The sequence below is a fragment of the Rhodococcus sp. OAS809 genome (genome assembly GCF_040546695.1).
Lineage (GTDB): Bacteria > Actinomycetota > Actinomycetes > Mycobacteriales > Mycobacteriaceae > Rhodococcus_F > Rhodococcus_F qingshengii.
Map to the genome: position 1 here is coordinate 3,195,608 of NZ_JBEPOI010000002.1, position 24,036 is coordinate 3,219,643.

Genomic DNA, 24,036 nt, shown 5'->3' on the forward strand with positions numbered 1-24,036 from the left:
ATACCTACCTAGAATCGAGGTATGGGCTACAGCGTTGATCTGAACAGCGACCTCGGCGAGGGCTTCGGAGCCTGGACCCTGGGCGACGACGACGCCATGCTCGAACTTGTCACCAGCGCGAACATCGCCTGCGGATTCCATGCCGGCGACCCGACAACGCTGTTGGCGACTTGCGAATCCGCAGCCACCCGCGGCGTGCGGATCGGCGCGCAGGTGGGTTACCGAGACCTCGCCGGTTTCGGCCGACGCTTCATCGACATGTCCCCGAAAGACCTCACCGCCGACGTCATTTATCAAATAGGGGCACTCGACGGTTTGGCCCGTGTCGCCGGATCGCGGGTCACGTACGTCAAACCCCACGGCGCGCTTTACAACGCAATAGTCCATCACCGACGGCAGGCGCGGGCAGTGGTCGCCGCCGTCGTTGCCTACGACAGTTCGCTACCTGTTCTCGGACTACCGGGTTCGGTGTTCCTGGAAGAGGCGCGCGAAGCCGGTCTCGACGTGGTCGCCGAGGCTTTTGCCGATCGTGCGTACACGGCGGAAGGCACCTTGGTCCCCCGCACCGAGTCGGGCGCCGTTCTGCACGACCCGACGCTTGTTGCAGAACGGGTTCGGCGAATGGTCGTCGACGGCGAGTTGGACGCAGTCGACGGGAGCACGTTGAAAGTCGCTGCCGCATCGGTGTGCGTGCACGGTGACAGTCCGGCAGCCGTCGACATGGCCGTGGCAATCCGCGCTCTCCTCGAATCTTCCGACGTCGAGATCACGCCGTTCACATGATCGCGATCCTGCCCGCCGGTGAATCCGCAGTCCTCGTCGAGTACGACGAACTGCCGAGTGTGCTGGGCAACTTCAGGGCTCTCGACGCCAGTCGGATCCCCGGAGTGATCGACCTGATTCCCGCGGCGCGAACCATCTTGATCGAGTACGACAACACGATCACCGCGCACCAACTGGTGGAGAAATGGGTACGTGGGGCCGTACCGATCGAACTCACAGCAGACGAGAGCGGGTCTGCTGTCGAGATTCCGGTCCGCTACGACGGCCCCGATCTCGTAGAGGTGGGCAAGCTGACCGGCCTCGGGGTCGACGGTGTGATCGACGCTCACACGGCTGCGTCGTGGACCGTCGCGTTCATCGGTTTCGCCCCCGGCTTCGCGTATCTGACCAGCAACGAGAGAAAGCTCGAAGTTCCACGTCGATCGGACCCGCGCAGGCAGGTCCCGGCCGGTGCAGTCGGGTTGGCCGGACCGTTCTCGGGCGTCTACCCGCGTAGTTCCCCAGGCGGGTGGCAGTTGATCGGAACGACTGAACTGTCGGTGTGGGATGCCGAGCGCCGCCCGCCGGCGCTGCTTCTACCCGGCACCACAGTCACATTTGTCCGTGCATGATTTTGGTGCAAGCATGATTTTGGTGTCTTCACCGCGCTGTTGCGGGACAATGGATTCATGGCCTGGCTCGAGGTTGCGCGTACCGGCCCGCTCGCCACAGTTCAGGACCGCGGGCGGAGAGGCTACGGCGCCCTCGGGGTCGGAAGATCCGGCGCCGTCGACATGATCTCGCACGACAGCGCCAACAGACTCGTAGGCAACACTTTTCGAGCAGCAACCATCGAAGTCACCGCTGGGGGTTTCGCTATGCGGGCCGTCGGTTCGATGACGGTGGCAGCGACAGGCGCGCGGGTGCCGCTGGCCGTCGACGGACGGCCGGCACCTGACTACGCGAGCATCCATCTGGGTAGTGGCAGCATTCTCGAATTGGGTTACAGCACAACCGGGTTGAGAACGTACATCTCTGCACGCGGTGGCGTCGACGTCCCGCAGGTACTCGGAAGCAGATCCACCGACACGCTCTCCGGAATCGGGCCGCCGCCGCTCGCCGCCGGCGATCTGCTCCTCCTCGGGGCCGAGGAAGGGACGTGGCCCACCGAAGAGTTGATTCCACCGCCGGCACCTGCACTCGGCGCAGTTCCGATCGAGATCACGCTCGGCCCCCGAAATTCCTGGTTCACCGCCGCATCCGTTCACGCGCTCCTTCACACCACGTGGAAAGTCACCGAACACACCAACCGAGTCGGGGTCCGGTTACAGGGCCAAGGGCCTTTGCATCGCTCACGCACCGAGGAATTGCCGAGCGAAGGCGTCGTGACGGGATCCATCCAGGTGCCACCAGGCGGCCAGCCCGTCGTGTTCCTCGCCGACCATCCCGTGACCGGCGGATACCCGGTCATCGCCGTCGTTTCCGACGCCGGGATTGCGTCGCTGGCACAGCTGCGGCCCGGCAGCACCATTACCTTCAAGGCCACTACTCGGCCGTCGTAGCGCTGATAGTCTCAGCCGCGCCAGCAATGCTGCCGGCGGCGCTCGGCCGTCGCCAGAACCTGAAGGACTGTCACACTATGAGCCCTAAGAGCAGCACACTTGCTCTCGGAATAGCGTCACTGATCACTGCTGCACTCGTCTTGTCCGGATGCAGCAGTTCGGAAAGCGGCGACGCCGTCTCCAGTGATACCAACACCAGTGAGACCACCGCTTCCGAAAGCTCTGCATCCTCACCGTCTGCCGCTGCCGCGAAGCCGACTTTACGGGACGGAACACCGTTCATCGGTGAGCGGACGACGATCGAAACCGGCGACGACCCCGAAGCGCCGAGCATCAGCGTCAGCCTCCCGCCGAGCTGGACTCACGGCGAGAACATCCCTGCCGGCGTTACGGACGCGTTGTCCAGCAACAGCCAGGAACCCAGCGGTTTCATGCCGAACACCACGGTGACGGTCGAAAACCAGGGCACCGCAACAAAAGACGAGGTTCTTGCCGCTGCGCGTGAAACGATCGCCACTCTCGACGGGTGGACCGAGGTGAAGTACACCGAGATCGACGTCGACGGACAGCAGGGTTTCCGCCTCTCCGGAACCTGGACCGCCCCAAACCTGGACGTTCCGCTCTACGCCGTCATGACGGTCGTCGCTTACCAAGCCGACGACAACTCGCCGGTCTACCTGGTCAGCTTTGCAAACCAGTTCACCGACACGACGAACATGCAGACCTCCAACCAGGTGGAAGAAATCAACACCTCGATCGAATTCGGCTGAGCACCTGATGGTTTGAATACCCGATCACCGAACAACCGCGGCGGGCCGAGACCACGACAGTCTCGGCCCGCCGTTTCACAACTCTCGCCTAGCTCGAACCGAACAGGCCGCTGAGGGAACCGAGGCCACCACTCAACGAGCCGAGCGATCCGATTCCGCCACCGGTTCCGGGGCCAGTGGGATCAACCGGATCAACGGGATCAACCGGGTCAACCGGATCGACCACATCCGCGGCGCGGACAGTGATGGACGGGCCCAAGTTGGCGAAATTCGCACTCGACTGGAATCCGTTGCCCATCACCGTGGCACCTACCGCCAATCCACTTCCGTACACGGTTCCCGGCGCACACGAAGCAGTAACCGTGTAGCTGGTCTTCATGGTCACCGGTTTGCTGCCGTTGTTGATCCAGCCGGCACTGGTCACCTCGAGCGTCGTGGCTGTCAGTTCCGGCGTTTCAGTGGTTTCGGTCATCGTCCCGCCAACGTGAAACTTCGTGACCTTCGCCGAGCCCGGGACAAAGGTCAAGCATGCGGCATGCGTCTCGGTGAACCTGCTGATATACCCGTCGATTCCGCTCTTCTTCGACACTGTCGTGTAGGTGATCGTGTCACCGATCTTCGGCGACGCATTGTCCACGGTGCGAGTAAATGTGTAGGCACCGGAAGTTGCTGTCTCGGCAGTCGCGACTCCCGCACCCAGCGCGCTTGCGCCCACAGCAAGAGCAATCACCCCCAAACCAGCTCCAACGGTGGACAGACTACGATTCCTGGATCCAAACTTTGCCACGAACAATCTCCACTCTGTGTGGTTCCAGGACAACCGAATTCATTGATTACTGGAACTTGTTGCAACCCGACTCTCGAAGTACGATACAGTCGACCTGGACATTCGCCCAGCTTTTCGTCGAAATAGTCGACAATCAGTTAACGGCAGGCAATCGACACCGAAAAAGTCCTCTCAATTCGGACTTTTCCGTAAATTCTGCCGAACTGATACATAGGCAAGCGTCCGATAGGTTTCAATGGTTACCGCGGCGCAACCTTTGAAGAGTCATCCCATCGCCGTCAGCGTGAACCCCTCGAACGGAGAATTTCATGTCACGTTTTTCAATGCGCAAAACACTCACCGGAATCGCAATCGCTGCACTTGCCACCAGCGGACTCGTGATGACCGCAGGCACCGCGAGCGCCGATGCCACCCACCCGTCCGCGGCAACGGTCAACTCCTCCAACGTCCGAATCACCAAGAGCATCGTGGGCGACGGCGAAGTTGCACCCGGCGGCAAAGTCACCGTGCGCACGGTCATCTCCACAACAGGCCACCCCGAGCGTTACGTCGACCAGTTCGTCGACCGCTACCCCGCCACGTTCAAGTACATCCAGGGCACGGCAACGGTCAACGCGTGGCACTTGATCGGCGGTCAGAAGACCGAATCCGTCACGCCTTCGGTTGACACTGCCGCCCGAACCGTGAATGTGCCCAGCACCGGGTGGCTGATCTCACCCACCGGAAGCAAGACCGTGACGATCGAGGCGCAGTACCTCGTCGCCGACGATGCACCGATCGGCTCGTACCAGGAAATGTCGAGCTCGATCGGTATCTCGACGTTCAATACCGAACAGAACATCAGCGGCGTCTACGCCAAGATCCGCGCCAAGAACCCCGGCGAGGCGGCCGCATCGGGCTCGGCAGATCTGGGCTTCGGCTCTTCTGACGGCGAGGGCGGAACCGGTTCGGCCGGATCCTCCATCCTCGACAACCCGGCCGGCTTCATCTCCGACATCATCAGCGGTGTCCTGGCCAACGGCAGCTGATTCACTCGCTCCGCCTGCTCCACCTGTAAACACTCCGTCGGGGAATGTGTTCGAGGGTGGCATCGAGTCTTCGGACTCGGTGCCACCCTCGATCTTTTGTGGCGATCACACTCCGTCGCGCCTGCATCAAAGAACCAAATAGGAAAGCATTACCTAAGTCATTCGCGGTATGATCCACCGATGAGTTCCACAGGATTTCCGTACTGGGCTGTGCCGGCAGGCCGGTACGTTCCGCTCCCCTTCTCGATGACGACGTCCACCATCGGGCGTGATCAGAAGCGCGCGTGGCGTGAGATCCGCCATCCCGAACACGAACTCCTCTGGGGCGCTTCCGGCGAGATGAGCGCGTACATCGACGACGTTCGTTGGCAGATACCACCGACGGTCGGCATGTGGATTCCAGCTGGAACTCCACGGCGCATCACGCTCGGCGCATCCACCGAGGCTCGTTTCACCTATTTCCGGCCCGAGTCGTTCCCCCACCCGTGGACAAAACCCGCGATCATCGGCATCGACGACGTCGTCAAGACGATGCTCATCCATCTGCACCAGCGAAACATGCCTACCGAGGCTCGCTTGCGGGCGGAATCCGTAGTCTTCGACACGCTCGCGCCCATCGAGGCGGCTGATGTCGCAGTACCGATGCCCGCCGATCCCCGGGCCCTCGCCGTCGCACGCCGCTTGATCGCCGACCCCGCCGATCAACGCGGGCTTGCCGATTGGGCCTATGTGGTAGGCGGAAGCCCCCGTACCCTGAGCCGTGTGTTCTCTCAAGGCACGGGGATGTCCTTCACCGAGTGGCGAATTCAAGTTCGCGTCCGCGCTGCGATGTCCTATCTCGCTGCGGGCGTTCCTGTTTCGACGGTAAGCCGTCGCGTCGGATACGAAACCCCCAGCGCCTTCACCAGCGTGTTCCGCAAGGTCACCGGACGCACACCGAAGAACTACTACTCGGACGCGTGCGAGTTGTCAGCCTAACTGGTCAGAACCCGTTCATCTTCGAGACCAGTTCCGCGAAAGCATATTTGACGCTCAGCGACGTGGGTGAAGCCAAGGCCATGACTCGTGCCAGACCGAGCTGCTGAATCAGCCTGCCGTCCTTGACTGCCGGCAGGTCGGCAAACAACTTGTCCCCCATCAATCCGGGGAGCCCCTGCCCACTCGCGTCGTTGAGCACGATCACGTCCGCGTCCAGTTCGTTGTACTGTTCGCGCGATGCAGTCACCGACCCCTGGGTGTCGCCGCACAGCTTTGCGCTTCCGGCCGACTGCTTCAGTCCGAGCTGGGACATCAGGATGACTCGGCCGTCGTCAGCGCAGTAATTGGTGAGGCCGTCGATGTTTCCCGAGAGGAAGGTCAAGGTTTTCCCGTTCAGATTCGGGGATCCGGCAGCCAGGTCGGCTATGGAATCGTCAGTTTCCTCGATCAGCTCGGCAGCCCGCTTCGGTTGGCCGAGTACTGATCCGATGGTTGACAACTGTTCCTGCCACGTGGTCGCCCATGCGGTCTCCTTGAACGGAATGGTGGGTGCGATCTGGGAAAGACGTGCGTAGTCGTCTTCGGTGATTCCCGAGACCACTGCGATGATCACGTCCGGCTCCAACGCCAGGATCTGCTCGAACGGCACACCGGACGTGCTGTCGAGCAACGTGGGTTCGACATCGCCCAACAATTCTTCGTCCCACGGCAGGATGCCGTTCTCCAAGCCTGCCCCACTGAACGACTCCATGGCGACGGGTGTCTTGCCCAGTGCGAGGACCGAATCCTGGCTGTTCCAGCCGATCGTCACGATCCGCTGAGGTTCGGTCTCGATGGTGGTCGACCCGTACGCGTGATCAACGGTGACCGGCAGCGCGCCGGCCTCGGCCAACTGCGTCGTGCCCTCCGACGCTGTTGACTCGGTGCTGCTCTGGCAGCCTGCGAGCAGGGCAATCGCGGCCAACGCAGCCACTATTCGGGTAGTGCTCTTCATCTTCTGTCAGCTCTCTTCGCAAACGTACTTTGTTTCGACCAGCCAGGTATATCGAGACCCGATCCCGGTAATGGGGTGTCGATACTCCATCTGGCCGCTGCCGCGTAGCCCTTGGCATCTGCGAGCACTTTCCGCACTCGCACCGGCTCTACCGTAGAACTGCACAACGAGTGTTCAGATCTGGGCGAGGAGTTTCACGAGTGTCAGCGCTGCCCGAAACTCGTTCCGGTCCGATGGAGATGATCCGAGTCGGATCATTCTCCTCCGGACGCGGCCCGCGACTGGTTGCAGCCGTCACCGGGCAGGCGTCGTATCAGGTAGCTCAAGCCCTCATCCCGGTGCTGATCGGCACCGTCGTCGACCGGGCAATCGGAAAGTCCGACAGCACAGCACTTCTCGTGTGGCTTGCGGTGCTGTGTGCTCTGTTCGTGGGACTCGCTCTGTCGTGGCGCATCGCAGTTCGCCTGAACACGCAGGTCTTCGTCTACGGCGAACACGACCTACGACTGAATGCTGCCAGACGAGTACTCGATGCCAGGGGGATGAAAGCTCAGCGTTCGACCGGTGAAGTTCTCACCATCTCTACCTCGGATGCCTCACACGTCTCGGGCTTCTCCTGGGTTGTCGCCGAACAGGGCTCGGCATTTGCGGGGCTCGCCGCGGCAGTGATTTCGCTTGCCTTCGTCTCGTGGCCGCTCGCACTGATCGTCGTACTCATCACCGCTGCGCAGCTCATATTCATCCACAAGATCAGCGGTCCGTTGGACGAGCGCGTGTATGCAGAGCAGAAGAAGGCAGCCGAGGCAGGCATGCTTGCAACGGATTTCACGCTGGGACTGCGGGTACTGAAGGGTTTCGGGGCTGAACCCACCGCCCTGTCGCGATACGTCAACGCGAGCCGGGAGTCGATGAAGGCAGCGATCCGGACGGTCAGAGCAATGTCCAGCCTGACCGCGCTCAATTCCGGGGTCTCCGCGTTGGTGCTGGCTTCGGTTGCGCTTGGAGCCGCGTGGATGGCGCATCAAGGCACGATCACCGTGGGCAACTTCGTCACCGTTGTCGGCTTGAGCAGAGTGATTGCCGGTCCGATGGAAACGCTGGGGTTCTTCGGTGCCGAACTCGCTGCCAAGCGAGGTTCCGCGCGCAGACTGTCCGAACTGTTGGCCGAGCCACACCTGATCGAATCGCTGGCCCCCACGGCCGCGACCGAACCTGCCAGAACTGAAGACGCCCTATTGATTTCGGCGGACAACGGAACCGTCGTCTCAGCTCGCCGCGGAGAAGTGGTGGGTGTGCGCGCTGACGATTCCGCCGACCGACTGGCACGACAACTCGCCTATCAGACCCCGCTCGCCCCCGACTCTTACTTCGTATTCGGCACCGATGCAACCGACCTCGGCCCGGACGGAGTTCGTGATCAGGTGTTCGTCTCCGCCCATGAAGGAACCGTGTTCACCGGCACCGTCTTCGACAATCTGGCTGCACCGAACGTCGACTCGTCGGCAATGACGTCATCTGCGCTCGACGACGTGTTGACGCATCTGCCCGACGGCCACCTCTCCGAGGTAGGCGAGCAAGGAAAGAAACTCTCCGGAGGTCAACGCCAACGCCTTCTCCTCGCCCGCGCTCTCCATCAACCCCAGCCGATCCTGGTCCTCCACGAACCCACCACTTCCGTGGACTCTGTCACCGAGCATCGAATTGCACACTCGCTGAGAAACTTCCCCGACAAGGCCATTCTGGTGATCACCTCGAGCCCGACCCTGCTCCATTCGTGTGACCGTGTCGTCACGATCGACCACGGCGTTCGGGAGGGAGAGTCGCTGTGACCGATACCCTTCCGGATGCATCTGCTGTTCCGGTTGTATCTGCCCTGCCGATCGCGTCGACCAAGCAGACCGTCCGCGCATTGATCGCACTGCTTCGGCCACGCAAGCGAGCGCTCGCACTCACGACCGTCGTGCTTCTCTCTGCTACGGCCTGCGGCCTGTCCACCCCGGCACTGCTCGGACTCATGGTCGATGCGGTCACGGAGGGCAGACCGTTTGCCTCACTCCTGCGTATCACCGCGTTCATGCTCGGCGCAGCGGCAGCAGGGGTTGCGCTGACCTGGTGGAGCACACAGCTTCTGGCGAATGTCGCGCAGAACGTGCTGGCCGATCTTCGTGAGGACGTGTTCGCCGCCACCCTCGCGCAGCCGTCGTCACTGGTCGAGGATGCCGGAACCGGTGATCTGATTTCCCGGGTCTCGGGCGACGTCGAAGCGGTAAACACCGTCATCGCGCGAGTACTACCCGCCACCGTGTCTGCCCTTTTCATGATTTCACTGACGCTTGTCGGTGTGGGAGTGATCGATTGGCGCTTCACCGTGGCAATCGTTGCCGTTGCGCCGATTCACTATTTCGCTCTTCGTCATTTCCTCCGACGCTCCGGACCCGTCTACCGACGCTCTCGCGCTGCGCAGGCCAGGCGGGGACAACAGCTCATCGAAACTCTGGGAGGCGCAGGCACTGTCACTGCCCTGCGGCGAACAGACGAGCACATCGGCCGAATCGCCGAGACCTCCGAGCATGCCATCAGCTTCGACATGCAGGCAGTTCGCCTGCGCACCAACTTCTTCGCCCAACTCAACGGCGCCGAACTGCTCGGACTGGCCGCCGTCCTGAGCGTCGGCTACTGGCTCGTGACCACAGGCTCGGTGTCCATCGGGGCCGCTACCGCCGCCGCCCTCTACTTCCACAGTCTGTTCAGCCCCATCGCGGTATTTCTCTCGAACATCGACGAATTGCAGGATGCGGGTGCCAGCCTGGCTCGCCTGATCGGAGTCACCGCGATGCCCGGGCGGCCCACGAGCATTCCTGCCTCGGCTCGGTCCGAACCCATCGGCGTCGAGGTGGACCGGGTTTCCTACTCGTACGACAACTCCACCCCGGTGATCGATTCGATCTCGATCTCGATCGCACCGGGAGAACGAATCGCCGTCGTCGGAAGCAGCGGCGCCGGAAAGACCACGCTCGCCAAACTGATTGCCGGCATCATTCCCGTCGGGGACGGGCGAATCACCGTCGACGGCACACTGATTGACGACCTGAGTGATGCCGAACTTCGGCACGAAGTCGTCCTCGTCAGCCAGGAAGTTCACGTGTTCGTCGGGACGATCGCCGACGATCTCCGGTTGTGTGCACCAGATTCGGACGATGCGAAGATCGCCGAAGCCGTCGACACGATGAAAGCTCAATGGATTCATGAGCTTCCGGACGGACTCGAGACCAGGGTCGGGGCCGGTGGGTACCAGTTGACGGCGGCGCAGGCACAGCACATAGCCCTCGTCCGACTGGCTCTGCTCGATCCTCCCGTCGTCATCCTCGACGAGGCGACTGCCGAAGCCGGAACCACCGCAGCCGGTCTACTCGATCAGGCAGCCGAGCTCGCAGTCGCCGGCAGGACCGCCGTGGTGATCGCACACCGGCTGAGCCAAGCAGTCCGCGCCGATCGCATACTCGTCATGAGCGGTGGCCGCGTAGTCGAGAGCGGGACACATGACGAACTGATCGGCGCGGACGGTTCCTACGCTGCACTGTGGGAAGCCTGGTCGGTGCGGAGCTAGAACCCCGCCAGACTCACCCGAAAGCCGTTACAACTCAGCTGCTACGACGCCTGCGGGCGATGTCCGCCAGGACGACTCCGGCGGCAACCGAGGCGTTGAGCGACTCGACCGGACCTGCCATCGGAATCGACAGGATCGCGTCGCAGTTCTCGCGGACGAGGCGCGAAAGGCCCTTGCCCTCGGAACCGACCACGATCACAACGGGACCGCTGCCGTCGAAATCGTCGAGAGTGGTGTCGCCCTCGGCGTCGAGACCGACGACCTGAACACCCTTCGATGCCCAGTCCTTGAGCGTGCGGGTGAGGTTGGTTGCCCGAGCAATCGGCAAACGAGCGGCAGCGCCGGCGCTGGTACGCCAAGCGACAGCACTCACGCTCGCGCTACGACGCTCCGGAATCACGACGCCGTGTCCACCGAAAGCTGCGACCGAGCGCACGACGGCACCCAGGTTGCGGGGATCGGTGATGTTGTCCAGCGCGACGAGCAGCGGCGGCTCGGCATGCTTGCGCGCCTCCGAGAGAAGATCGTCCGGGTGCGCGTAGCGGTACGGCGGAACCTGCAGGGCGATGCCCTGGTGAAGACCGTTGGCGCTGAGGCGATCCAGATCGGTGCGGGGGACCTCGAGGATCGAGATGCCGGCATCCGCAGCGAGCTGAACGGATTCCTTCAGTCGATCGTCGCTCTCGGTGCCGACGGCGACCCACAGTGCAGTCGCCGGAACGCCGGCGCGTAGGCACTCGACCACCGGGTTGCGTCCGAGCACTGTCTCGGGACCGTCGAGAACCTTGCGGCCCGGACCCGGACGGCCACCGCGGCCCTGCTTCTCGTCGGCACGTGCGGCGCGCGCTGCACGCTTTGCCGCGGGATGCTTGGTGCGTGCCTCGGCGGGCGGCGTAGCGCCACGCCCTTCGAGACCGCGACGGTGCTTACCGCCGGAACCGGCAACCTGGCCCTTCTTGGTGCCGCCCTTACGGACTGCGCCGCGCCTGCTCGAGTTTCCAGCCATTGTTACTGCCCTGCCTTAAGGGACCATTCGGGTCCGTCGGGAGTATCGGTTACTTCGATACCCGCCTTGATGAGGCGATCGCGGACCTCGTCCGCCACCGCCCAGTTCTTTTCCGTACGTGCCTGCTGCCGACGATCGAGATCGGCCCGCACCAACACGTCCAAAGCTTCCATTGCCGTCTCGGTGTCGCCACCGGACTGCGTCCAATGCTCGTCGAGTGGGTCGACGCCCAGGATCGCGAGCATGGCCCGCACCTGGCCGGCAGCCACCCGAGCCGCGTCGAGATCACCGGCAGCGAGCGCGGAATTACCCTCGCTCGCCTTGCCGTGAATCTCGGCCAACGCGATCGGCACCGACAAGTCGTTGTCGAGAGCCGCCGCGAAACCTTCGGTCCACGTACCGAGTGCGACGCCGCCCGCACGCTTGTGTGTGCGCAGGACGAACGACTCGAGCCCCTGGTAGGACTTCGCACTTTCGTCCAACGCCTCGTCCGAGTACTCGAGATTGGAACGGTAGTGCGCACTACCGAGGTAGTACCGAAGTTCTTGCGGACGAACCTTCTTGAGCACGTTCGGCACCGAGAGAACATTGCCCAACGACTTGGACATCTTCTCGCCACTCATCGTGACCCAGCCGTTGTGCAACCAGTACTGAGCGAAATCGTCGCCGGCGCACTTGGCCTGCGCAATTTCGTTCTCGTGGTGCGGAAAGACGAGATCGCGTCCACCACAATGGATGTCGAATGCCGCCCCGAGATAGAACTCCGCCATGGCCGAGCACTCGAGGTGCCAGCCCGGACGGCCGGGTCCCCACGGTGTCGGCCACGAGGGCTCACCGGGCTTGACGGCCTTCCAGAGGGTGAAGTCGCGAGGATCGCGCTTGCCCTCGGCCGCACTCTCGCCCTGATGAACGTCGTCGAGTTTGTGGCCGGACAGTGCGCCGTACTCGGGGTAGCTCTGCACGTCGAAGTAGACGTCGCCGCCCGCCGCGTACGCGTGGCCGTTCTCGATCAGGCGTTCCATCATCTCGACCATCTGCGTCACGTGACCGGTGGCCCGCGGCTCGATGGACGGCGGCAGCACACCCAGTTGGTCGTAGGCCCACGTGAACGACCGCTCGAACGTCGCCGCCCACTCCCACCAAGGTCGACCGGCGCCGGCGGCCTTGTTGAGAATCTTGTCGTCGATGTCCGTCACGTTGCGCACGAAGGCAACGTCGTTGCCGTGCGCCAACAGCCAGCGTCGCAGCACGTCGAAAGCGACGCCGCTACGAACGTGTCCGATGTGAGGATCGCCCTGAACTGTCGCCCCACACAGGTACACCGATGCATGTCCGGGGGCCAACGGAACAAAATCCCGAAGGGCCCGCGTACCGGTGTCGTATAGGCGCAGGGTCACGACCAGCGATCTTACCTGTCGTGTTCGGTTGTCATGACCAACGCGGTGGCCATCGCGGCGATCCCCTCGCCGCGACCGGTCAAGCCGAGGCCGTCCGTGGTGGTCGCGGACACCGAAACAGGCGCGCCGAGAATGTCCGAGAGCACCTTCTGTGCCTCGTCGCGACGTGGCCCGATCTTCGGACGGTTGCCGATGACCTGCACCGCGGCGTTGCCGACGGCGAACTGGTTCTCTTCGAGCAGTCGGCGAACCTCGGCAAGCATTCGAGCGCCGCTCACGCCGTCCCATTCGGGCCTGCCGGTGCCGAAAACCGAACCGAGGTCACCGAGGCCCGCCGCAGAGAGCAACGCGTCACACAGCGCGTGGACGGCGACATCGCCGTCCGAATGGCCCGAGCACCCGTCTGCTTCCTCGAACAGCAACCCGGCCATCCAGCAAGGACGACCGACCTCGATGGGATGAACATCCGTGCCGAGACCGACGCGCATCTAATTTCCGTCCTGTGAATCCGCACTCAACGCTGTCTCCGAGCTCAGGAGCGCCCGTGCAAGGACCAGGTCGAGCGGAGTGGTGATCTTGAAGGCGAGAGCGTCGCCGGGAATCGTCTGCACCGAAACACCGAGACGCTCGACCAGAGCGGCGTCGTCGGTCGCGGCGACGTCACCGGCGTCGTACGCACTGCGCAGGACGTCGGTGGAGAATCCTTGGGGAGTTTGAACCGCACGCAACTCCGAACGCAGAGGCGTACCGGTGACTGCGCCGAGTACGTCGACCGACTTGATCGTGTCGGTAACCGGAAGTACCGGGATGACAGCGGAGCTGCCGGCTCGGAGAGTTCCGACGACGCGCGCGATCAACGCCGGCGGTGTCAATGCCCGTGCGGCATCGTGCACGAGTACAAAATCTGCGTCGCCGGCAGCGCTGAGGCCGGCTCGAACCGAATCGGTTCTTTCGGCACCACCGCCGACGACGTCGACGTCCGCTGCACGACCGAGGTCGGCTACGACGGATTCGACCAGTTCAGGCGGCACAATGACAACAACGCGGTCGATCGCTCCGGATTTCCGGAGTCCATCGACCGCGCGTGCAAGCATGGTGCACCCACCGAGTTCGACAAATGCCTTGGGCAATTTCTCGCCCAATCGCACTCCCCGACCTGCGGCAGGTACCAGGGCTACTACTGCCACTGTCAGCTTTGTTGTGTTGCAGTCAGGACGCGGCCGCGAGGACCTCGTCGAGAATGGTCTCTGCCTTCTCGGTGTCAGTGCCCTCGGCGAGCGCGAGCTCTCCGACGAGAATCTGACGAGCCTTGGCGAGCATGCGCTTCTCACCAGCGGACAGTCCGCGGTCCTGCTCACGACGCCACAGGTCACGAACAACTTCTGCAACCTTGTTCACGTCACCTGAGGCAAGCTTCTCGAGATTTGCCTTGTATCGACGAGACCAGTTGGTGGGCTCTTCGGTGTGCGGTGCTCGCAGAACCTGGAAAACCTTGTCGAGGCCCTCTTGGCCGACCACGTCACGAACTCCGACGTACTCTGCGTTGTCTGCAGGAACCCGTACTGTGAGATCGCCTTGAGCGACCTTCAGAACCAGGTACTCCTTCTGCTCACCCTTGATGGTGCGGGTTTCGATAGCTTCGATCAGCGCCGCACCGTGATGGGGGTATACGACGGTGTCTCCGACCTTGAAAATCATGTGTCCCGTGCCCCTTTCGATTCCACTAGTTTAACACGTGAAAGAACCGACCACTCATCAACTGTGCAGGTCAGGGGCATCCTTGCTCGAGCGTAGGGGTTGACAGGGCTTGTTGTACGTGCATTCAACTGGTCTGGAGCACCCCTGCGTAACGGACTGAAAGCCCACGCAGACAACCGTTGTGGCGACCCGACGGCCAGCCCGCGGGACCTTATCTACTACTCTGCCTAGTGGAGTGCGAACCTGACGCCGTGGAGGACAAATCGTGACTGCTATCCGTAAGCCGACTCGTCGAGTCGCTACCGCCATTGCACTGGCTGCAGGCGCAGCCATCGCGCTGTCCGCTTGCGGTTCCGGACAGGTGAGCCAGACCGCCGTCCAGCAGGCCGCCGTGAACGGCAACAGCGCCGACCTCGGTGAGATCGCACTGCGCAACGTGCACATCGCTTACCCCTCGTCCGAGGAGTACAGCATCGAGCCGGGCGGCAACGCCGTGCTCGCGTTCACCGTCGTGAACGACAGCGCCGAGACCACGGACAAGCTCGTCAGCATCACCACCGATTACGCAGCACGCGTCATCGCAGGTGAAGAGGTAGGTGGCTTGACGATCAAGCCGCAGACGTCGCTGCAGGCCGGTCAGTTGCCCGCAGGCGAAGGCGCCGCGACCGAGGCCGAGACCCAGATCAAGAACAACGAAGAGAACGACGACGCACCCGCTGCGCTCTCTCTCGTCGTTCTGCAGGACATCAAGGCAGGCGTTCGCCCCGGCTTGACCGTCCCGATCACCTTCAAGTTCGAGAAGGCCGGATCGGTCACCGTCGACGTACCTGTCGACGCAGGCCCGCAGCTCGAGCGCAACGAGTCGGACAAGTCGCCCGACGTTGCAGAAGCTGGGCACTGAGCCTCGAATTATCAAGGCGCACAATGCGCCTCGCAGAACAACTTCAAAATCACACTAGAGGCGGGGTCCATGTCGGACCCCGCCTCTAGTCTGTCCCGGTGGCCAAAGTGAAATCGAACTACCGCTGCTCCGAATGCCAGTCGGTAGTGCCCAAGTGGGTCGGTAGATGTCCGGACTGCGATTCGTGGGGCTCGATGACCGAGGTCGCCGTAGTGGCACCCGTCGCCAGTCGCGCCGGCGCCTCACTCGCCAAAGCAGGATCAAGCGCCGTGCTGCCTACGACGCCGGCCACGCCGCTGACACAGATCGACAGCACCTCGACGCAGGCCAAACCCACGGGGATCGGTGAGTTGGACCGCGTCCTCGGCGGTGGCGTCGTACCGGGTTCGGTGGTGCTGCTCGCGGGCGAGCCCGGCGTCGGAAAATCGACGCTACTTCTCGAGGTCGTCTACCGCTGGGCGATGCGCAGCGCGGATGATCGAGCGTTGTACGTCACGGGCGAGGAGTCCGCCGGTCAGGTTCGACTTCGGGCAGATCGCACCAACTCTGTCCACGAACGGATGTATCTGGCGGCCGAATCCGATCTCGCGACCATCCTCGGCCACATCGAGCAGGTCAAACCGACACTGGTCATCGTCGACTCGGTGCAGACCATGCTTGCTGCCGACGTCGACGGGGTCGTCGGCGGCGTGACTCAGGTCAAGGCCGTCACCAGCGCCCTGACCTCCCTGGCCAAGGCCAGTGGAATTCCGGTGCTTCTGATCGGCCACGTCACCAAGGACGGCGCCGTCGCCGGTCCGCGCTCGCTCGAGCATCTCGTGGACGTGGTTCTGCACTTCGAAGGTGACAAGCACTCCACCCTGCGCATGGTCCGCGGCGTCAAGAACAGATTCGGTGCGGCCGACGAGGTCGGATGCTTCGAGCTGAGCGAGCAGGGCATCAACGAGATCAGCGATCCGTCCGGCCTGTTCCTGCATCACCGTGAAGAAGCTGTGGAAGGCACTGCCGTCACCGTGATGATGGACGGTAAGCGACCTCTACTCGGTGAAGTTCAGGCGCTCGTCGCCGCCACGCCGCTACCGACACCCCGCCGAGCCGTCAGCGGGCTCGACACCGCCCGTGTGGCCATGGTTCTCGCCGTGTTGGAACGCCGCGTCGGAGTGTCGATCTCGAAGGCCGACGTCTACGCCGCGACCGTCGGCGGTATGCGGATGACCGAGCCGGGTGCCGATCTGGCTCTCGCCATTGCGGTCGCTTCCGCCGTGAAAGCCAAACCCGTCCCCAAGGGGCTCGTCATCCTCGGCGAGGTCGGACTCGCCGGGGAGGTTCGACGGGTTGCCGGGGTGAACCGACGGCTGATCGAAGCTGCCCGACTGGGATTCACCAGCGCCATCGTGCCGGTCGATTCCGGCCCGAACATTCCCGGCATGCGCGTCAACGAAGTGGCGAATCTGGCCGAGGCACTGGCCTACGCCGGATTGATGGGCGGCAAACAAGCCCCGTCTCGCCCCAAGCTCACGCCGGTGAAGTGATCGTCGTTCGGCCGACTACCTCGTCAGACCGACGAGGTGCCGAACGGGGACGTCGGTTCGCCGTCCACGAACTCCTTGGTCTTGGCGAAGTGTTCCGAGGTGATGGTCAGAAACAGTCCGCGGGAGGTTCCCACCACCGTGTCCGGATCCGCTGTCGGACCTTCGACGATCGCCGCTTCTGCACTGGTGTAGACCTTGCGGCGTACAACACCGTCGATGCGAGCCCGGAATTCGAGCACCGATCCCAACGGGATCGGCCGGGCGAAGTCGATCTCGAGGTGCCCGGTCACCACCGGCGAGCCGAGAGCCATACATGCCATACCTTGAGCCTCGTCGAATGCCGTCGACAGAATGCCGCCGTGAATGACACCTGGACCGCCCTGATACTTCTTGGCGACCTCCAGACGACCGGTCACTTCCAGTCCGTTACCAGCCCTGAAACTCATCGCCATTCCCGCAGGCTGGTCGTCGCCGCAGCCGAAGCATTTCGACCAGTGCTGAGGCAGCTTCTCGCCGGCGGCCGGAAAGAATTCGACCGGCTCCGGGACAGTCAGGTCATCAGGCAGGGTCCAGGTACTACTCATGGCTAGGGACCGTAACGCCCCCATCTGGTCCTTCGTTCGTCGGTCCCTCGCCAAGAGATCCGCCCCACATAAGCCAGTCTCGATCCACACCGAGCGCTAGGGCGATCTTCTTCACCTTGATATCGAGGCCGCGCGGCGACGACCCGTCCTCGATGCTCTGAACCTGCGATGCAGGAATCCCAACACGGTCACCAAATTCTCGCTGACTCATGCCCAAATCCGCACGAATCAACTTGAAGCGGTTGGCGAGAGTGTCAGCCGGTCTCCACGAGATATTCGTTGCAGTAGTCATGGCAACGACTATGCCACACAAACCGATCGCCCTGCAATATTTTTGCCACTCTGACCTGGCGAACGATCACATGCAGGTAATTCCTTGGTTGACATTCCAAATCCTGCACTGCAAGGTTTCTGCCATGGCCACAGCAACTCAGCACCTCATTGAGGTGCAGCTCAAAGGGAAGTCGCTGCGGGCATTGGTCGTCTCGGCTCGCCGCTCCGGACGGAGCTGGCAATCGGTCGCCGACGAGATTCGCGAACTCACTGGCGTAATCGTCAGCCGTGAATCTGTCCGCGGCTGGTATCCCGACTCGCCAACCCGCCACAAGATTCCCGCATAGCCCCAGAAAAATGCCCGCCCGGTGCTCTAACACCGAACGGGCCGACCCCCAGAAAGAAGTCCGATGCACGAGTCTACGGCACTTAAACCCGACCGCAAGAGTCTCGATCGCCCATCCCCCAAGTTCACACTTGCCGATCCTCCGCCCTTCAATAACGGCGGAGGGAACACGCGAGACGAGTATGCGAAGTTCGCCGAGTTTCTTCGTTCAAACCCGAGTCGGTGGGCACTCTGGCCAGGAAATGTTTCAACTTCCCGCAAGTCAAATGAAGTGGTGGCGTCGATTCGCCGAGGGTACTTCGTAGCATTCCGTGAGGGTTTTGAGGCCGTCTCACGAGACGGCAGGGTGTACGTCCGCTTTACCGGGGAGACCGCGACGGTCGGCATGGAGCGCCGCATCCAGGCGATTGTCCGGACTGAAATACGCGACGCGCTAGCGGAATTCGCGGCAAACGGAACTGGCCTGACGTCGTCCAGCAAGGAGCTGTCATTGTGACCACCACCCTCGCCTACGAAGGAATCCCCATCGCCACCGTCGAGCGCGTCAAGCCTGCCATGAAGTCCGATCGAAACTACGGCGGATACTTTCGCTTCGAGTACGTCGGCGGCGGAACTGATACCGCCTACGGCGACGAACTCCACATTCTCGGAGCCAGGCCATGACCCGCGACGAAGCCCTCAAAGTCTTGAACGAAATCTCCGAGACCGACAAAGAGCTCACCGCCGAGATCAACCGCCTCGACAGCCTCTACCTCAAAACCGATTCGCCCGACGACTGGCTGTCCCGCTCGCGAGCCCGAATCGCGCGAGACTCCTACCGCCGCAGGAACTTCAACCGACTGCTCGACACCGCAATCTGGGCAGCGGCAGGGAGCGAATCATGAACGGCCGCATGGAAGTCAGTCACGAGCAGCTTCTCGATCGACTCCGCTATGCCACCACAGTCGTCATCATCGGCGGAGATCCCGATGACCCGGCCGCCACCTTCATGGACGTCGCCGAGGTTCCCAACGGCCGGCCGATCTGCAAAGTGGATCAGGCAAAGATGCTGATCGATGCAGCGCAGCATCTCGCCGAGCATCACGACTGCACCTAAAGCCCCGGTGGCGTCACCCCAGTAAGACCGTTACCCCGGCCCAGATGACCGGACGTCGGCGCCACCGGCTCAATTTCTCCCCCACTCATTCCCCCAAGACAGGACTATCCGCGATGACGCATGTCCAAAACCCCATTCATTTCCCTCCACTGCCCGAGATTCGCGAGCCGGAGATCGCCGCTGAAGTCTGGCGCAATCACGTCGCGATGGAGATTCAGAGTGACCCCGAGCAGTACACGCGCAACCACGGTATCGACGTCGAAGCGGAAGCCATCGCTGCCGGCCAACTCGCACGCCGCGACTTCAACGACGAGCCTGAAACTGAACCCGAGGCTGCCGAGTTCACCACCGAGGAAGTCCAGGCAGTCGCCAACGACATGCGATCGGCGCTCCTGACCTGGATCACATGCCTTTCTCTTGCAGCATTTTTCGGATTCGTCATATGGGCGACATGGGTGTCGGCATGAGCAATTCCTTCACCCTTCGTGACATGGCCCTCTCCCTCGACGAAGAGGCAATCGGCCTGGCGCAGGACGGCCAGCACAAGAAGGCAAAAGCTGCAGTCGAACTCGCAATCGCACTAGAGACTCGCCACCGTCAAACCCTCGACGTCGGATGGCCGAAGTCATGAGCAACCTGGACGCCGAGGGTGTCATCTTCGAGATCGTCGAAAACCTGCCACAGGTCGAGGGTTTCAACTCCTGGACTCAGACGACGATGGACACCTTCGCCAACGCAAAGGCTCTCGGCCTCGCCACCGCATATATCGAGATCACCACACCTAGTGGCGACGACGACATGATCCACCTCGTTGCCGATGAGGTTGCCACCCAGCAGCAACACGCCCCCGAGTTCGGCGCTGCGGTTGACCACGCCTACGACATGACCGACCACAAGAACGGGGCCTGAGATGCACACTCCGAAAGACATGCCGGGCGCGCCACAGAAGTCCTACCGCCCCAAGCCATTGCGTCGAGTGAAGGTCACATACGAGCGAGGCACCGGTGGCGCTGTCGCCACGATCATCGGCCGGCTGCTGATCAACCCCGACGACTCCAGCGTCTACTTCCGGCGCGGTCTTCTCGAAATCAGGGGCGAGTCACCGAACACGAACGACTGGACGATCCCGTATCACCGCGTCATCACGGTCGAGTTCGTGGACCCGGACGCGGGGCTGGAGGAGTTGTGACTCTCCTTGCCGCCAAGGCGAATACCGGAAAACGAGTTGTCTACACAAACCCCTCGACCCGCGAGAAGGAATCTGGCGTCATCTCACACTGCGATGACACGTACGTCTACGTCCACTACGGCGACCCGCCAATCATCCACTCGACCCATCCCGACAACCTCGAATTCGACAGGAGCAGGCGGTGACTGGATATCAACATCTCGACCTAGGCGTGGACCCATTCTCCGAGGAATGCCTACCCGCCGATCCTGACCCCTTTCATGAGCACGACCCCCGCGACGACGCACCGGAGTGGCAACGATGAGAAACCACCCATTCGTCTACATGCTCGGCGGCGGAAGTGACCGCATCGAAATATCCAACGAACTCGGCAAGATCCGAATCGATTGCTTCTCAGGCAACGAATTGAGATACAGCGCACTGCATTCGGCTGATGAGTTCCAAGGCGCTGCAGATGGAGTAAGAGAATGACTACACCAACCTTGATTGAACTGCCGGAACTGGAGCAGGGAACGGACGAGTGGCACGACCAGCGTCGCGGGATCGTTACCGCATCTGTCGTAGGCAAACTCGTCACGTCGAAGACACTCAAGCCCGCAAGCAATGACGAGTCTCGCGGACTGACACGACTTCTCACGGCCGAGCGCATCACCGGATGGACCGATCCCACCTTCGTCAGCGACGACATGATGCGCGGCATCGAGGACGAACCGAAGGCTCGAGCCAAGTACGCCGAGCACTACAACGTATCCGTCCGCGAAACCGGCTTCATGATCCGCGAGGACAACGGCGTCAAGATCGGATACTCGCCCGATGGCCTGGTCGGCGATGACGGACTGATCGAGGCCAAGTCGCGCCGGCAGAAGAAGCACCTCGAAACCGTCCTCTCTGGTCACCCGCCGATTGAGAACATGGCCCAGATGCAGTGCGGTCTCTTGGTTTCCGAGCGCAAGTGGTGCGACTACATCAGCTACTGCGGTGGCATGCCGATGTGGATCAGTCGCGTCTACCCGGATCAGCGTTGGTTCGATGCCATCCTCGCGGCCGTCGACGCATTCGAAGCAAACTCGGCCGAGATGATCCGGGTCTACGAAGAGTCGATCGCCGGATTCCCCATGACCGAGCGCACCGTCATCAACCTCACCCCCGAAGTGGAGCTCGAACTATGAAGATCACTGCAGAGCCGCGCTCTGATCAATGGAACGCAGACGACTTCGTTGGCAGCAAGGCCAAGGTGTTCACCATCGCGAAGGTGATACCCGGCAAGGCTGAGCAGAAGTACGACATCGAGCTGACTGAAGGTGAAGGCAGGGTGTGGCGACCACCGCTCACCGTGATTCGCATCATTCTCGATGCATGGGGCGATGAGTCTGATAACTGGATCGGGAAAAGGGTTGCCCTATACCGCGACCCGAACGTCACATTCGGTCGCGAGCAGACTGGCGGCATACGGATCTCGCACATGAGTCACCTGCCCGAAGGCAAGCCGATGGTCCACAAGAGCACGGTATCGAGAGGCCGACGTGGCGAGGTGACAATCAAACCTCTGCCTGATGGTCCGCCAGTCATCACCAACGAGCAGGCCACCGAGATCGCAGAGGGAATCTCCCAGGCTTCCAGTCGCGATGAACTCAATGCGATTGCCGCACAGCTCAAGACATTCGACCTGGCCAACCATCGCGACCCACTGTTCGAGCTGTGGAAGGCGCGCCTTGCCGAGCTCGAGAAACCCCAGATCCAAGAACCCGGCGAATCCGCCACAACAGAAGGAGATTCACAGTGAACGCTCAACCCCTGATCGAGGAACGTCGCGTCCGGTTCTCCGGCCTGTCTGCCGAGGCCTTCGATGGTATCGAGCGAGGCGAGAAGGTCACGTTCACCGTCGTCGCCACATGCACTGAGACCAAAGAGCAGGATATGAAGACCGAGGGCGAACGGCTCACGGCCACAATGAAGATCGACAAAGTCTCGCTCGGCATCGACTCGAAGATCAACGATGAGCCTGCACCCGAACCCAACCTCTTCGACTCTCCCGAGGAACCGGACTCCGACGACGATTCTGAAGACGGCGAATCCCCCTCGAACGTCGTTGGCATCGGTCAAGGCCCGCAGTTCTCCGCTGGCGACTAACCAAACCCCGCAGTAGATCCCGGGCCGCCGTCGTATTGGCGGCGGCCCGCTTATGCACAGGAGTTATCCACAGTGGTTAATCAAGCAGAAGACCTCATCCGCGAAACCTTCCAGAAGCTCGGCGACACCCTCGGAATTCAAATCGACATCCCCGACGAGATGATCGCCAACCTTGCGGCCACCCTCCAGGCCGATATCGACCGGATTGAAGCCGTCGACACCGAACGGTTCAGCTTCCTCAACGAGCTGGGTGTGGCATTCCGACGCGGCGAAAAGAATGCTCGCCCCTCCCAACTTCCGGTCCTCGAAGGAATCCGAGCAGTCCTCGCTCACCTCCAGTCCGCCGGCCGTCTCATCCCTGCTGGCGGTATGGCACTCGCCGTCGAACAGGTGGAAGACGTGCGGGCGGCACGGGAGACGTTGCGGGGGTACCGCAATTACGAGCGGCATCACGTGAACCAGCTCATCGCAGCGGTCGACGCCCTGTTCCCGGCAACCGAACCCGCCGAGGCTCCGTGCACGATCTGCAACGTCAACGAGACCAACCATGCGGGGGTCAGCTACTACCACCCGTTCACCACGGAACTTGGTCCGTTCGATGACGACGGCAACGATCGCCCCGCCCCTGCCGAACCTGCCGAGGAAGTGGGTCACGATGGTTGGCTCGGCGCTGACGCATACATGACACTGCGAAAGGCCGGAATTTCCGAAGAGGCAGCCGAATCCGCTATGTGCCTCCTCAATGAAGCGGGCCTGGTCTTTCGTCGCCGTGGCGCTCGCATCGTTCCAACTGACTGGCTGCCTCGTGCAGGCACCTCCCCTGAACCCGAGGAGCAGTGCGAGTCGATGAGCATCTTCAAGGAGCGCTGCGCCAAGCCACTTGGACATGAAGGCAGGCACGGTAGGGGCGACTATGCCTGGGGTTACCCGTTCACCCCTGCCGAACCCGCCGAGGAGGAGACGAAAGCGGAGCTGCCCACCGAGGTTGGCGACCGCATCCGAGCGAGCGTCACACGATGGTCAAGTGCCCTCGAATGGCCTGACTCGAATCCGTACATCGGCACATTGATCCTGTCTAACGATGGATTCTGGGAAGCCGAAAATGACCGGTTCGTCGTTGTCTCTAGCTGCTTCTCATACATCGAGGTGCTGGAAGTTCTTCCCTCGCCGGTTGTCCCTGCCCCCAACGAAACCGGACCGTGGGAGACATGGCAGGAAGTGCCCGAAGGCGTGAAGTACTGGCGCAGTGGGTGGCCCAACCCAACCCTCGCATACTGGGTCAACCGAGGCGGTGTGCGTTTCTATGCGGACGCAGCGATCCATGAGCCGTTTCCGTCGGATACCAGTGGCGACATCAACCTCCTCGCCCCGTTCGTTGCGGCCGAGGAGGGGTGAG

33 protein-coding genes are annotated in these 24,036 nt (G+C 62.2%); 24 read left to right on the top strand and 9 right to left on the bottom strand.

Translation table 11 applies throughout. From position 1 onward, the window contains the following. Positions 1–21: 21 nt before the first annotated feature. The 4 genes from ABIE52_RS17900 to ABIE52_RS17915 all read left to right on the top strand — a co-directional run bounded on the left by ABIE52_RS17900 (position 22) and on the right by ABIE52_RS17915 (position 3,094). A complete protein-coding gene (locus tag ABIE52_RS17900; protein ID WP_047269640.1) occupies positions 22–783 on the top strand; it encodes a LamB/YcsF family protein in 762 nt (253 codons plus the stop codon). Continuing rightward, positions 780–1,394 carry a 5-oxoprolinase subunit PxpB gene (pxpB, locus tag ABIE52_RS17905; RefSeq protein ID WP_080961071.1) on the top strand — a complete coding sequence of 205 codons (615 nt, stop codon included), beginning with the start codon at positions 780–782 and terminating at the stop codon, positions 1,392–1,394. Before ABIE52_RS17900 ends, pxpB begins: the two co-directional genes overlap by 4 nt. Before the next feature lie 57 nt (positions 1,395–1,451). Further along, a complete protein-coding gene (locus ABIE52_RS17910; protein ID WP_158171011.1) occupies positions 1,452–2,324 on the top strand; it encodes a 5-oxoprolinase subunit C family protein in 873 nt (290 codons plus the stop codon). Positions 2,325–2,401: 77 nt separating this feature from the next. Continuing rightward, on the top strand, positions 2,402–3,094 hold the full coding sequence (locus ABIE52_RS17915; RefSeq protein ID WP_065352850.1) for an LpqN/LpqT family lipoprotein: 693 nt from the start codon (positions 2,402–2,404) through the stop codon (positions 3,092–3,094). Between the two features lie 88 nt (positions 3,095–3,182). Here the strand turns inward: ABIE52_RS17915 and ABIE52_RS17920 are convergent, their stop codons facing one another. Beyond that, positions 3,183–3,824 carry a hypothetical protein gene (locus ABIE52_RS17920; RefSeq protein ID WP_047269642.1) on the bottom strand — a complete coding sequence of 214 codons (642 nt, stop codon included), beginning with the start codon at positions 3,822–3,824 and terminating at the stop codon, positions 3,183–3,185. A gap of 365 nt (positions 3,825–4,189) precedes the next feature. Between ABIE52_RS17920 and ABIE52_RS17925 the strand changes: the two genes are divergently transcribed. Together ABIE52_RS17925 and ABIE52_RS17930 are read left to right on the top strand one after the other, a co-directional pair. Next, positions 4,190–4,909: a hypothetical protein gene (locus ABIE52_RS17925; protein WP_003945935.1), complete on the top strand. Its 720-nt coding sequence runs from the start codon at positions 4,190–4,192 to the stop codon at positions 4,907–4,909. A 180-nt stretch (positions 4,910–5,089) separates the two neighbouring features. Then, positions 5,090–5,887, top strand: a complete 798-nt coding sequence (locus ABIE52_RS17930) for a helix-turn-helix domain-containing protein (protein WP_031332820.1) — start codon at positions 5,090–5,092, stop codon at positions 5,885–5,887. A gap of 4 nt (positions 5,888–5,891) precedes the next feature. On the opposite strand, the gene ABIE52_RS17935 is transcribed toward ABIE52_RS17930, so the two are convergent. Beyond that, positions 5,892–6,881 carry an iron-siderophore ABC transporter substrate-binding protein gene (locus ABIE52_RS17935; RefSeq protein ID WP_354541509.1) on the bottom strand — a complete coding sequence of 330 codons (990 nt, stop codon included), beginning with the start codon at positions 6,879–6,881 and terminating at the stop codon, positions 5,892–5,894. Positions 6,882–7,081: 200 nt separating this feature from the next. Here ABIE52_RS17935 and ABIE52_RS17940 point away from each other — a divergent pair, with 200 nt between their 5' ends. Continuing rightward, positions 7,082–8,710, top strand: coding sequence for an ABC transporter transmembrane domain-containing protein (locus ABIE52_RS17940; protein WP_007726874.1), 1,629 nt, complete (start codon positions 7,082–7,084; stop codon positions 8,708–8,710). After that, positions 8,707–10,488: an ABC transporter ATP-binding protein gene (locus ABIE52_RS17945; RefSeq protein WP_192711912.1), complete on the top strand. Its 1,782-nt coding sequence runs from the start codon at positions 8,707–8,709 to the stop codon at positions 10,486–10,488. Before ABIE52_RS17940 ends, ABIE52_RS17945 begins: the two co-directional genes overlap by 4 nt. 34 nt (positions 10,489–10,522) lie before the next feature. Here the strand turns inward: ABIE52_RS17945 and rlmB are convergent, their stop codons facing one another. The 5 genes from rlmB to carD are packed head-to-tail and all read right to left on the bottom strand — an operon-like array spanning position 10,523 to position 14,589. Then, positions 10,523–11,494 carry a 23S rRNA (guanosine(2251)-2'-O)-methyltransferase RlmB gene (gene rlmB, locus ABIE52_RS17950; RefSeq protein WP_003945749.1) on the bottom strand — a complete coding sequence of 324 codons (972 nt, stop codon included), beginning with the start codon at positions 11,492–11,494 and terminating at the stop codon, positions 10,523–10,525. A gap of 2 nt (positions 11,495–11,496) precedes the next feature. After that, on the bottom strand, positions 11,497–12,891 hold the full coding sequence (cysS, locus tag ABIE52_RS17955; RefSeq protein WP_192711911.1) for a cysteine--tRNA ligase: 1,395 nt from the start codon (positions 12,889–12,891) through the stop codon (positions 11,497–11,499). 11 nt (positions 12,892–12,902) lie between these two features. Next, a complete protein-coding gene (gene ispF, locus ABIE52_RS17960; protein ID WP_047269647.1) occupies positions 12,903–13,379 on the bottom strand; it encodes a 2-C-methyl-D-erythritol 2,4-cyclodiphosphate synthase in 477 nt (158 codons plus the stop codon). Continuing rightward, positions 13,380–14,078 (bottom strand): 2-C-methyl-D-erythritol 4-phosphate cytidylyltransferase, encoded by a 699-nt coding sequence (gene ispD / locus ABIE52_RS17965; RefSeq protein ID WP_039972758.1) that lies wholly within the window; start codon positions 14,076–14,078, stop codon positions 13,380–13,382. Positions 14,079–14,100: 22 nt separating this feature from the next. After that, entirely contained in the window at positions 14,101–14,589 is a 489-nt protein-coding gene (gene carD / locus ABIE52_RS17970; RefSeq protein WP_003945666.1) for an RNA polymerase-binding transcription factor CarD, read from the bottom strand. A gap of 265 nt (positions 14,590–14,854) precedes the next feature. On the opposite strand from carD, the gene ABIE52_RS17975 reads away from it, so the two are divergent. Beyond that, positions 14,855–15,490 carry a copper chaperone PCu(A)C domain-containing protein gene (locus ABIE52_RS17975; protein ID WP_007726888.1) on the top strand — a complete coding sequence of 212 codons (636 nt, stop codon included), beginning with the start codon at positions 14,855–14,857 and terminating at the stop codon, positions 15,488–15,490. 98 nt (positions 15,491–15,588) lie between these two features. Further along, a complete protein-coding gene (gene radA / locus ABIE52_RS17980) occupies positions 15,589–17,022 on the top strand; it encodes a DNA repair protein RadA (protein ID WP_003945739.1) in 1,434 nt (477 codons plus the stop codon). Between the two features lie 23 nt (positions 17,023–17,045). On the opposite strand, the gene ABIE52_RS17985 is transcribed toward radA, so the two are convergent. Both ABIE52_RS17985 and ABIE52_RS17990 read right to left on the bottom strand, forming a co-directional pair. Beyond that, complete coding sequence (locus ABIE52_RS17985) at positions 17,046–17,606, bottom strand: PaaI family thioesterase (RefSeq protein ID WP_192711910.1); 561 nt, start codon at positions 17,604–17,606, stop codon at positions 17,046–17,048. After that, positions 17,599–17,898 carry a helix-turn-helix domain-containing protein gene (locus ABIE52_RS17990; RefSeq protein ID WP_192711909.1) on the bottom strand — a complete coding sequence of 100 codons (300 nt, stop codon included), beginning with the start codon at positions 17,896–17,898 and terminating at the stop codon, positions 17,599–17,601. The genes ABIE52_RS17985 and ABIE52_RS17990 overlap by 8 nt, the downstream gene beginning before the upstream one ends. 124 nt (positions 17,899–18,022) lie before the next feature. Here ABIE52_RS17990 and ABIE52_RS17995 point away from each other — a divergent pair, with 124 nt between their 5' ends. The 14 genes from ABIE52_RS17995 to ABIE52_RS18060 all read left to right on the top strand — a co-directional run bounded on the left by ABIE52_RS17995 (position 18,023) and on the right by ABIE52_RS18060 (position 24,035). Continuing rightward, on the top strand, positions 18,023–18,226 hold the full coding sequence (locus ABIE52_RS17995; RefSeq protein WP_192711908.1) for a hypothetical protein: 204 nt from the start codon (positions 18,023–18,025) through the stop codon (positions 18,224–18,226). A gap of 491 nt (positions 18,227–18,717) precedes the next feature. Next, positions 18,718–18,888 carry a hypothetical protein gene (locus ABIE52_RS18000; RefSeq protein ID WP_192711907.1) on the top strand — a complete coding sequence of 57 codons (171 nt, stop codon included), beginning with the start codon at positions 18,718–18,720 and terminating at the stop codon, positions 18,886–18,888. After that, positions 18,885–19,109 (top strand): hypothetical protein, encoded by a 225-nt coding sequence (locus ABIE52_RS18005; protein WP_192711906.1) that lies wholly within the window; start codon positions 18,885–18,887, stop codon positions 19,107–19,109. The genes ABIE52_RS18000 and ABIE52_RS18005 overlap by 4 nt, the downstream gene beginning before the upstream one ends. Beyond that, the gene (locus ABIE52_RS18010; RefSeq protein WP_192711905.1) at positions 19,106–19,321 is read left to right on the top strand and encodes a hypothetical protein; all 216 of its coding nucleotides are present in this window, start codon (positions 19,106–19,108) and stop codon (positions 19,319–19,321) included. The genes ABIE52_RS18005 and ABIE52_RS18010 overlap by 4 nt, the downstream gene beginning before the upstream one ends. A 113-nt stretch (positions 19,322–19,434) precedes the next feature. Beyond that, complete coding sequence (locus ABIE52_RS18015; protein ID WP_192711904.1) at positions 19,435–19,788, top strand: hypothetical protein; 354 nt, start codon at positions 19,435–19,437, stop codon at positions 19,786–19,788. After that, positions 19,785–19,952, top strand: coding sequence for a hypothetical protein (locus ABIE52_RS18020; protein WP_192711903.1), 168 nt, complete (start codon positions 19,785–19,787; stop codon positions 19,950–19,952). Before ABIE52_RS18015 ends, ABIE52_RS18020 begins: the two co-directional genes overlap by 4 nt. After that, positions 19,949–20,230 carry a hypothetical protein gene (locus ABIE52_RS18025; RefSeq protein WP_192711902.1) on the top strand — a complete coding sequence of 94 codons (282 nt, stop codon included), beginning with the start codon at positions 19,949–19,951 and terminating at the stop codon, positions 20,228–20,230. Before ABIE52_RS18020 ends, ABIE52_RS18025 begins: the two co-directional genes overlap by 4 nt. 1 nt (position 20,231) lies before the next feature. Further along, positions 20,232–20,510, top strand: coding sequence for a hypothetical protein (locus ABIE52_RS18030; RefSeq protein ID WP_192711901.1), 279 nt, complete (start codon positions 20,232–20,234; stop codon positions 20,508–20,510). Next, positions 20,507–20,695: a hypothetical protein gene (locus ABIE52_RS18035; RefSeq protein WP_354541510.1), complete on the top strand. Its 189-nt coding sequence runs from the start codon at positions 20,507–20,509 to the stop codon at positions 20,693–20,695. Before ABIE52_RS18030 ends, ABIE52_RS18035 begins: the two co-directional genes overlap by 4 nt. Positions 20,696–20,810: 115 nt before the next feature. Continuing rightward, the gene (locus ABIE52_RS18040; RefSeq protein WP_192711900.1) at positions 20,811–20,981 is read left to right on the top strand and encodes a hypothetical protein; all 171 of its coding nucleotides are present in this window, start codon (positions 20,811–20,813) and stop codon (positions 20,979–20,981) included. Further along, positions 20,978–21,679, top strand: a complete 702-nt coding sequence (locus ABIE52_RS18045) for a lambda exonuclease family protein (protein ID WP_192711899.1) — start codon at positions 20,978–20,980, stop codon at positions 21,677–21,679. Before ABIE52_RS18040 ends, ABIE52_RS18045 begins: the two co-directional genes overlap by 4 nt. After that, on the top strand, positions 21,676–22,293 hold the full coding sequence (locus ABIE52_RS18050) for a hypothetical protein (protein ID WP_192711898.1): 618 nt from the start codon (positions 21,676–21,678) through the stop codon (positions 22,291–22,293). The genes ABIE52_RS18045 and ABIE52_RS18050 overlap by 4 nt, the downstream gene beginning before the upstream one ends. Next, entirely contained in the window at positions 22,290–22,640 is a 351-nt protein-coding gene (locus ABIE52_RS18055; protein WP_192711897.1) for a hypothetical protein, read from the top strand. Before ABIE52_RS18050 ends, ABIE52_RS18055 begins: the two co-directional genes overlap by 4 nt. Positions 22,641–22,712: 72 nt before the next feature. After that, positions 22,713–24,035 (top strand): hypothetical protein, encoded by a 1,323-nt coding sequence (locus ABIE52_RS18060; RefSeq protein ID WP_192711896.1) that lies wholly within the window; start codon positions 22,713–22,715, stop codon positions 24,033–24,035. Position 24,036: the final 1 nt, after the last annotated feature.

What these genes read in the sequence shown, in the direction of transcription:
- ABIE52_RS17900 (WP_047269640.1), top strand. Translation starts at nt 22, where the DNA reads ATGGGCTACAGCGTTGATCTGAACAGCGACCTCGGCGAGGGCTTCGGA.
- pxpB (WP_080961071.1), top strand. Translation starts at nt 780, where the DNA reads ATGATCGCGATCCTGCCCGCCGGTGAATCCGCAGTCCTCGTCGAGTAC.
- ABIE52_RS17910 (WP_158171011.1), top strand. Translation starts at nt 1,452, where the DNA reads ATGGCCTGGCTCGAGGTTGCGCGTACCGGCCCGCTCGCCACAGTTCAG.
- ABIE52_RS17915 (WP_065352850.1), top strand. Translation starts at nt 2,402, where the DNA reads ATGAGCCCTAAGAGCAGCACACTTGCTCTCGGAATAGCGTCACTGATC.
- ABIE52_RS17925 (WP_003945935.1), top strand. Translation starts at nt 4,190, where the DNA reads ATGTCACGTTTTTCAATGCGCAAAACACTCACCGGAATCGCAATCGCT.
- ABIE52_RS17930 (WP_031332820.1), top strand. Translation starts at nt 5,090, where the DNA reads ATGAGTTCCACAGGATTTCCGTACTGGGCTGTGCCGGCAGGCCGGTAC.
- ABIE52_RS17935 (WP_354541509.1), bottom strand. Translation starts at nt 6,881, where the DNA reads ATGAAGAGCACTACCCGAATAGTGGCTGCGTTGGCCGCGATTGCCCTG.
- rlmB (WP_003945749.1), bottom strand. Translation starts at nt 11,494, where the DNA reads ATGGCTGGAAACTCGAGCAGGCGCGGCGCAGTCCGTAAGGGCGGCACC.
- ispF (WP_047269647.1), bottom strand. Translation starts at nt 13,379, where the DNA reads ATGCGCGTCGGTCTCGGCACGGATGTTCATCCCATCGAGGTCGGTCGT.
- carD (WP_003945666.1), bottom strand. Translation starts at nt 14,589, where the DNA reads ATGATTTTCAAGGTCGGAGACACCGTCGTATACCCCCATCACGGTGCG.
- ABIE52_RS17985 (WP_192711910.1), bottom strand. Translation starts at nt 17,606, where the DNA reads ATGAGTAGTACCTGGACCCTGCCTGATGACCTGACTGTCCCGGAGCCG.
- ABIE52_RS17990 (WP_192711909.1), bottom strand. Translation starts at nt 17,898, where the DNA reads ATGACTACTGCAACGAATATCTCGTGGAGACCGGCTGACACTCTCGCC.
- ABIE52_RS17995 (WP_192711908.1), top strand. Translation starts at nt 18,023, where the DNA reads ATGGCCACAGCAACTCAGCACCTCATTGAGGTGCAGCTCAAAGGGAAG.
- ABIE52_RS18005 (WP_192711906.1), top strand. Translation starts at nt 18,885, where the DNA reads ATGACCCGCGACGAAGCCCTCAAAGTCTTGAACGAAATCTCCGAGACC.
- ABIE52_RS18010 (WP_192711905.1), top strand. Translation starts at nt 19,106, where the DNA reads ATGAACGGCCGCATGGAAGTCAGTCACGAGCAGCTTCTCGATCGACTC.
- ABIE52_RS18015 (WP_192711904.1), top strand. Translation starts at nt 19,435, where the DNA reads ATGACGCATGTCCAAAACCCCATTCATTTCCCTCCACTGCCCGAGATT.
- ABIE52_RS18020 (WP_192711903.1), top strand. Translation starts at nt 19,785, where the DNA reads ATGAGCAATTCCTTCACCCTTCGTGACATGGCCCTCTCCCTCGACGAA.
- ABIE52_RS18025 (WP_192711902.1), top strand. Translation starts at nt 19,949, where the DNA reads ATGAGCAACCTGGACGCCGAGGGTGTCATCTTCGAGATCGTCGAAAAC.
- ABIE52_RS18030 (WP_192711901.1), top strand. Translation starts at nt 20,232, where the DNA reads ATGCACACTCCGAAAGACATGCCGGGCGCGCCACAGAAGTCCTACCGC.
- ABIE52_RS18040 (WP_192711900.1), top strand. Translation starts at nt 20,811, where the DNA reads ATGAGAAACCACCCATTCGTCTACATGCTCGGCGGCGGAAGTGACCGC.
- ABIE52_RS18045 (WP_192711899.1), top strand. Translation starts at nt 20,978, where the DNA reads ATGACTACACCAACCTTGATTGAACTGCCGGAACTGGAGCAGGGAACG.
- ABIE52_RS18050 (WP_192711898.1), top strand. Translation starts at nt 21,676, where the DNA reads ATGAAGATCACTGCAGAGCCGCGCTCTGATCAATGGAACGCAGACGAC.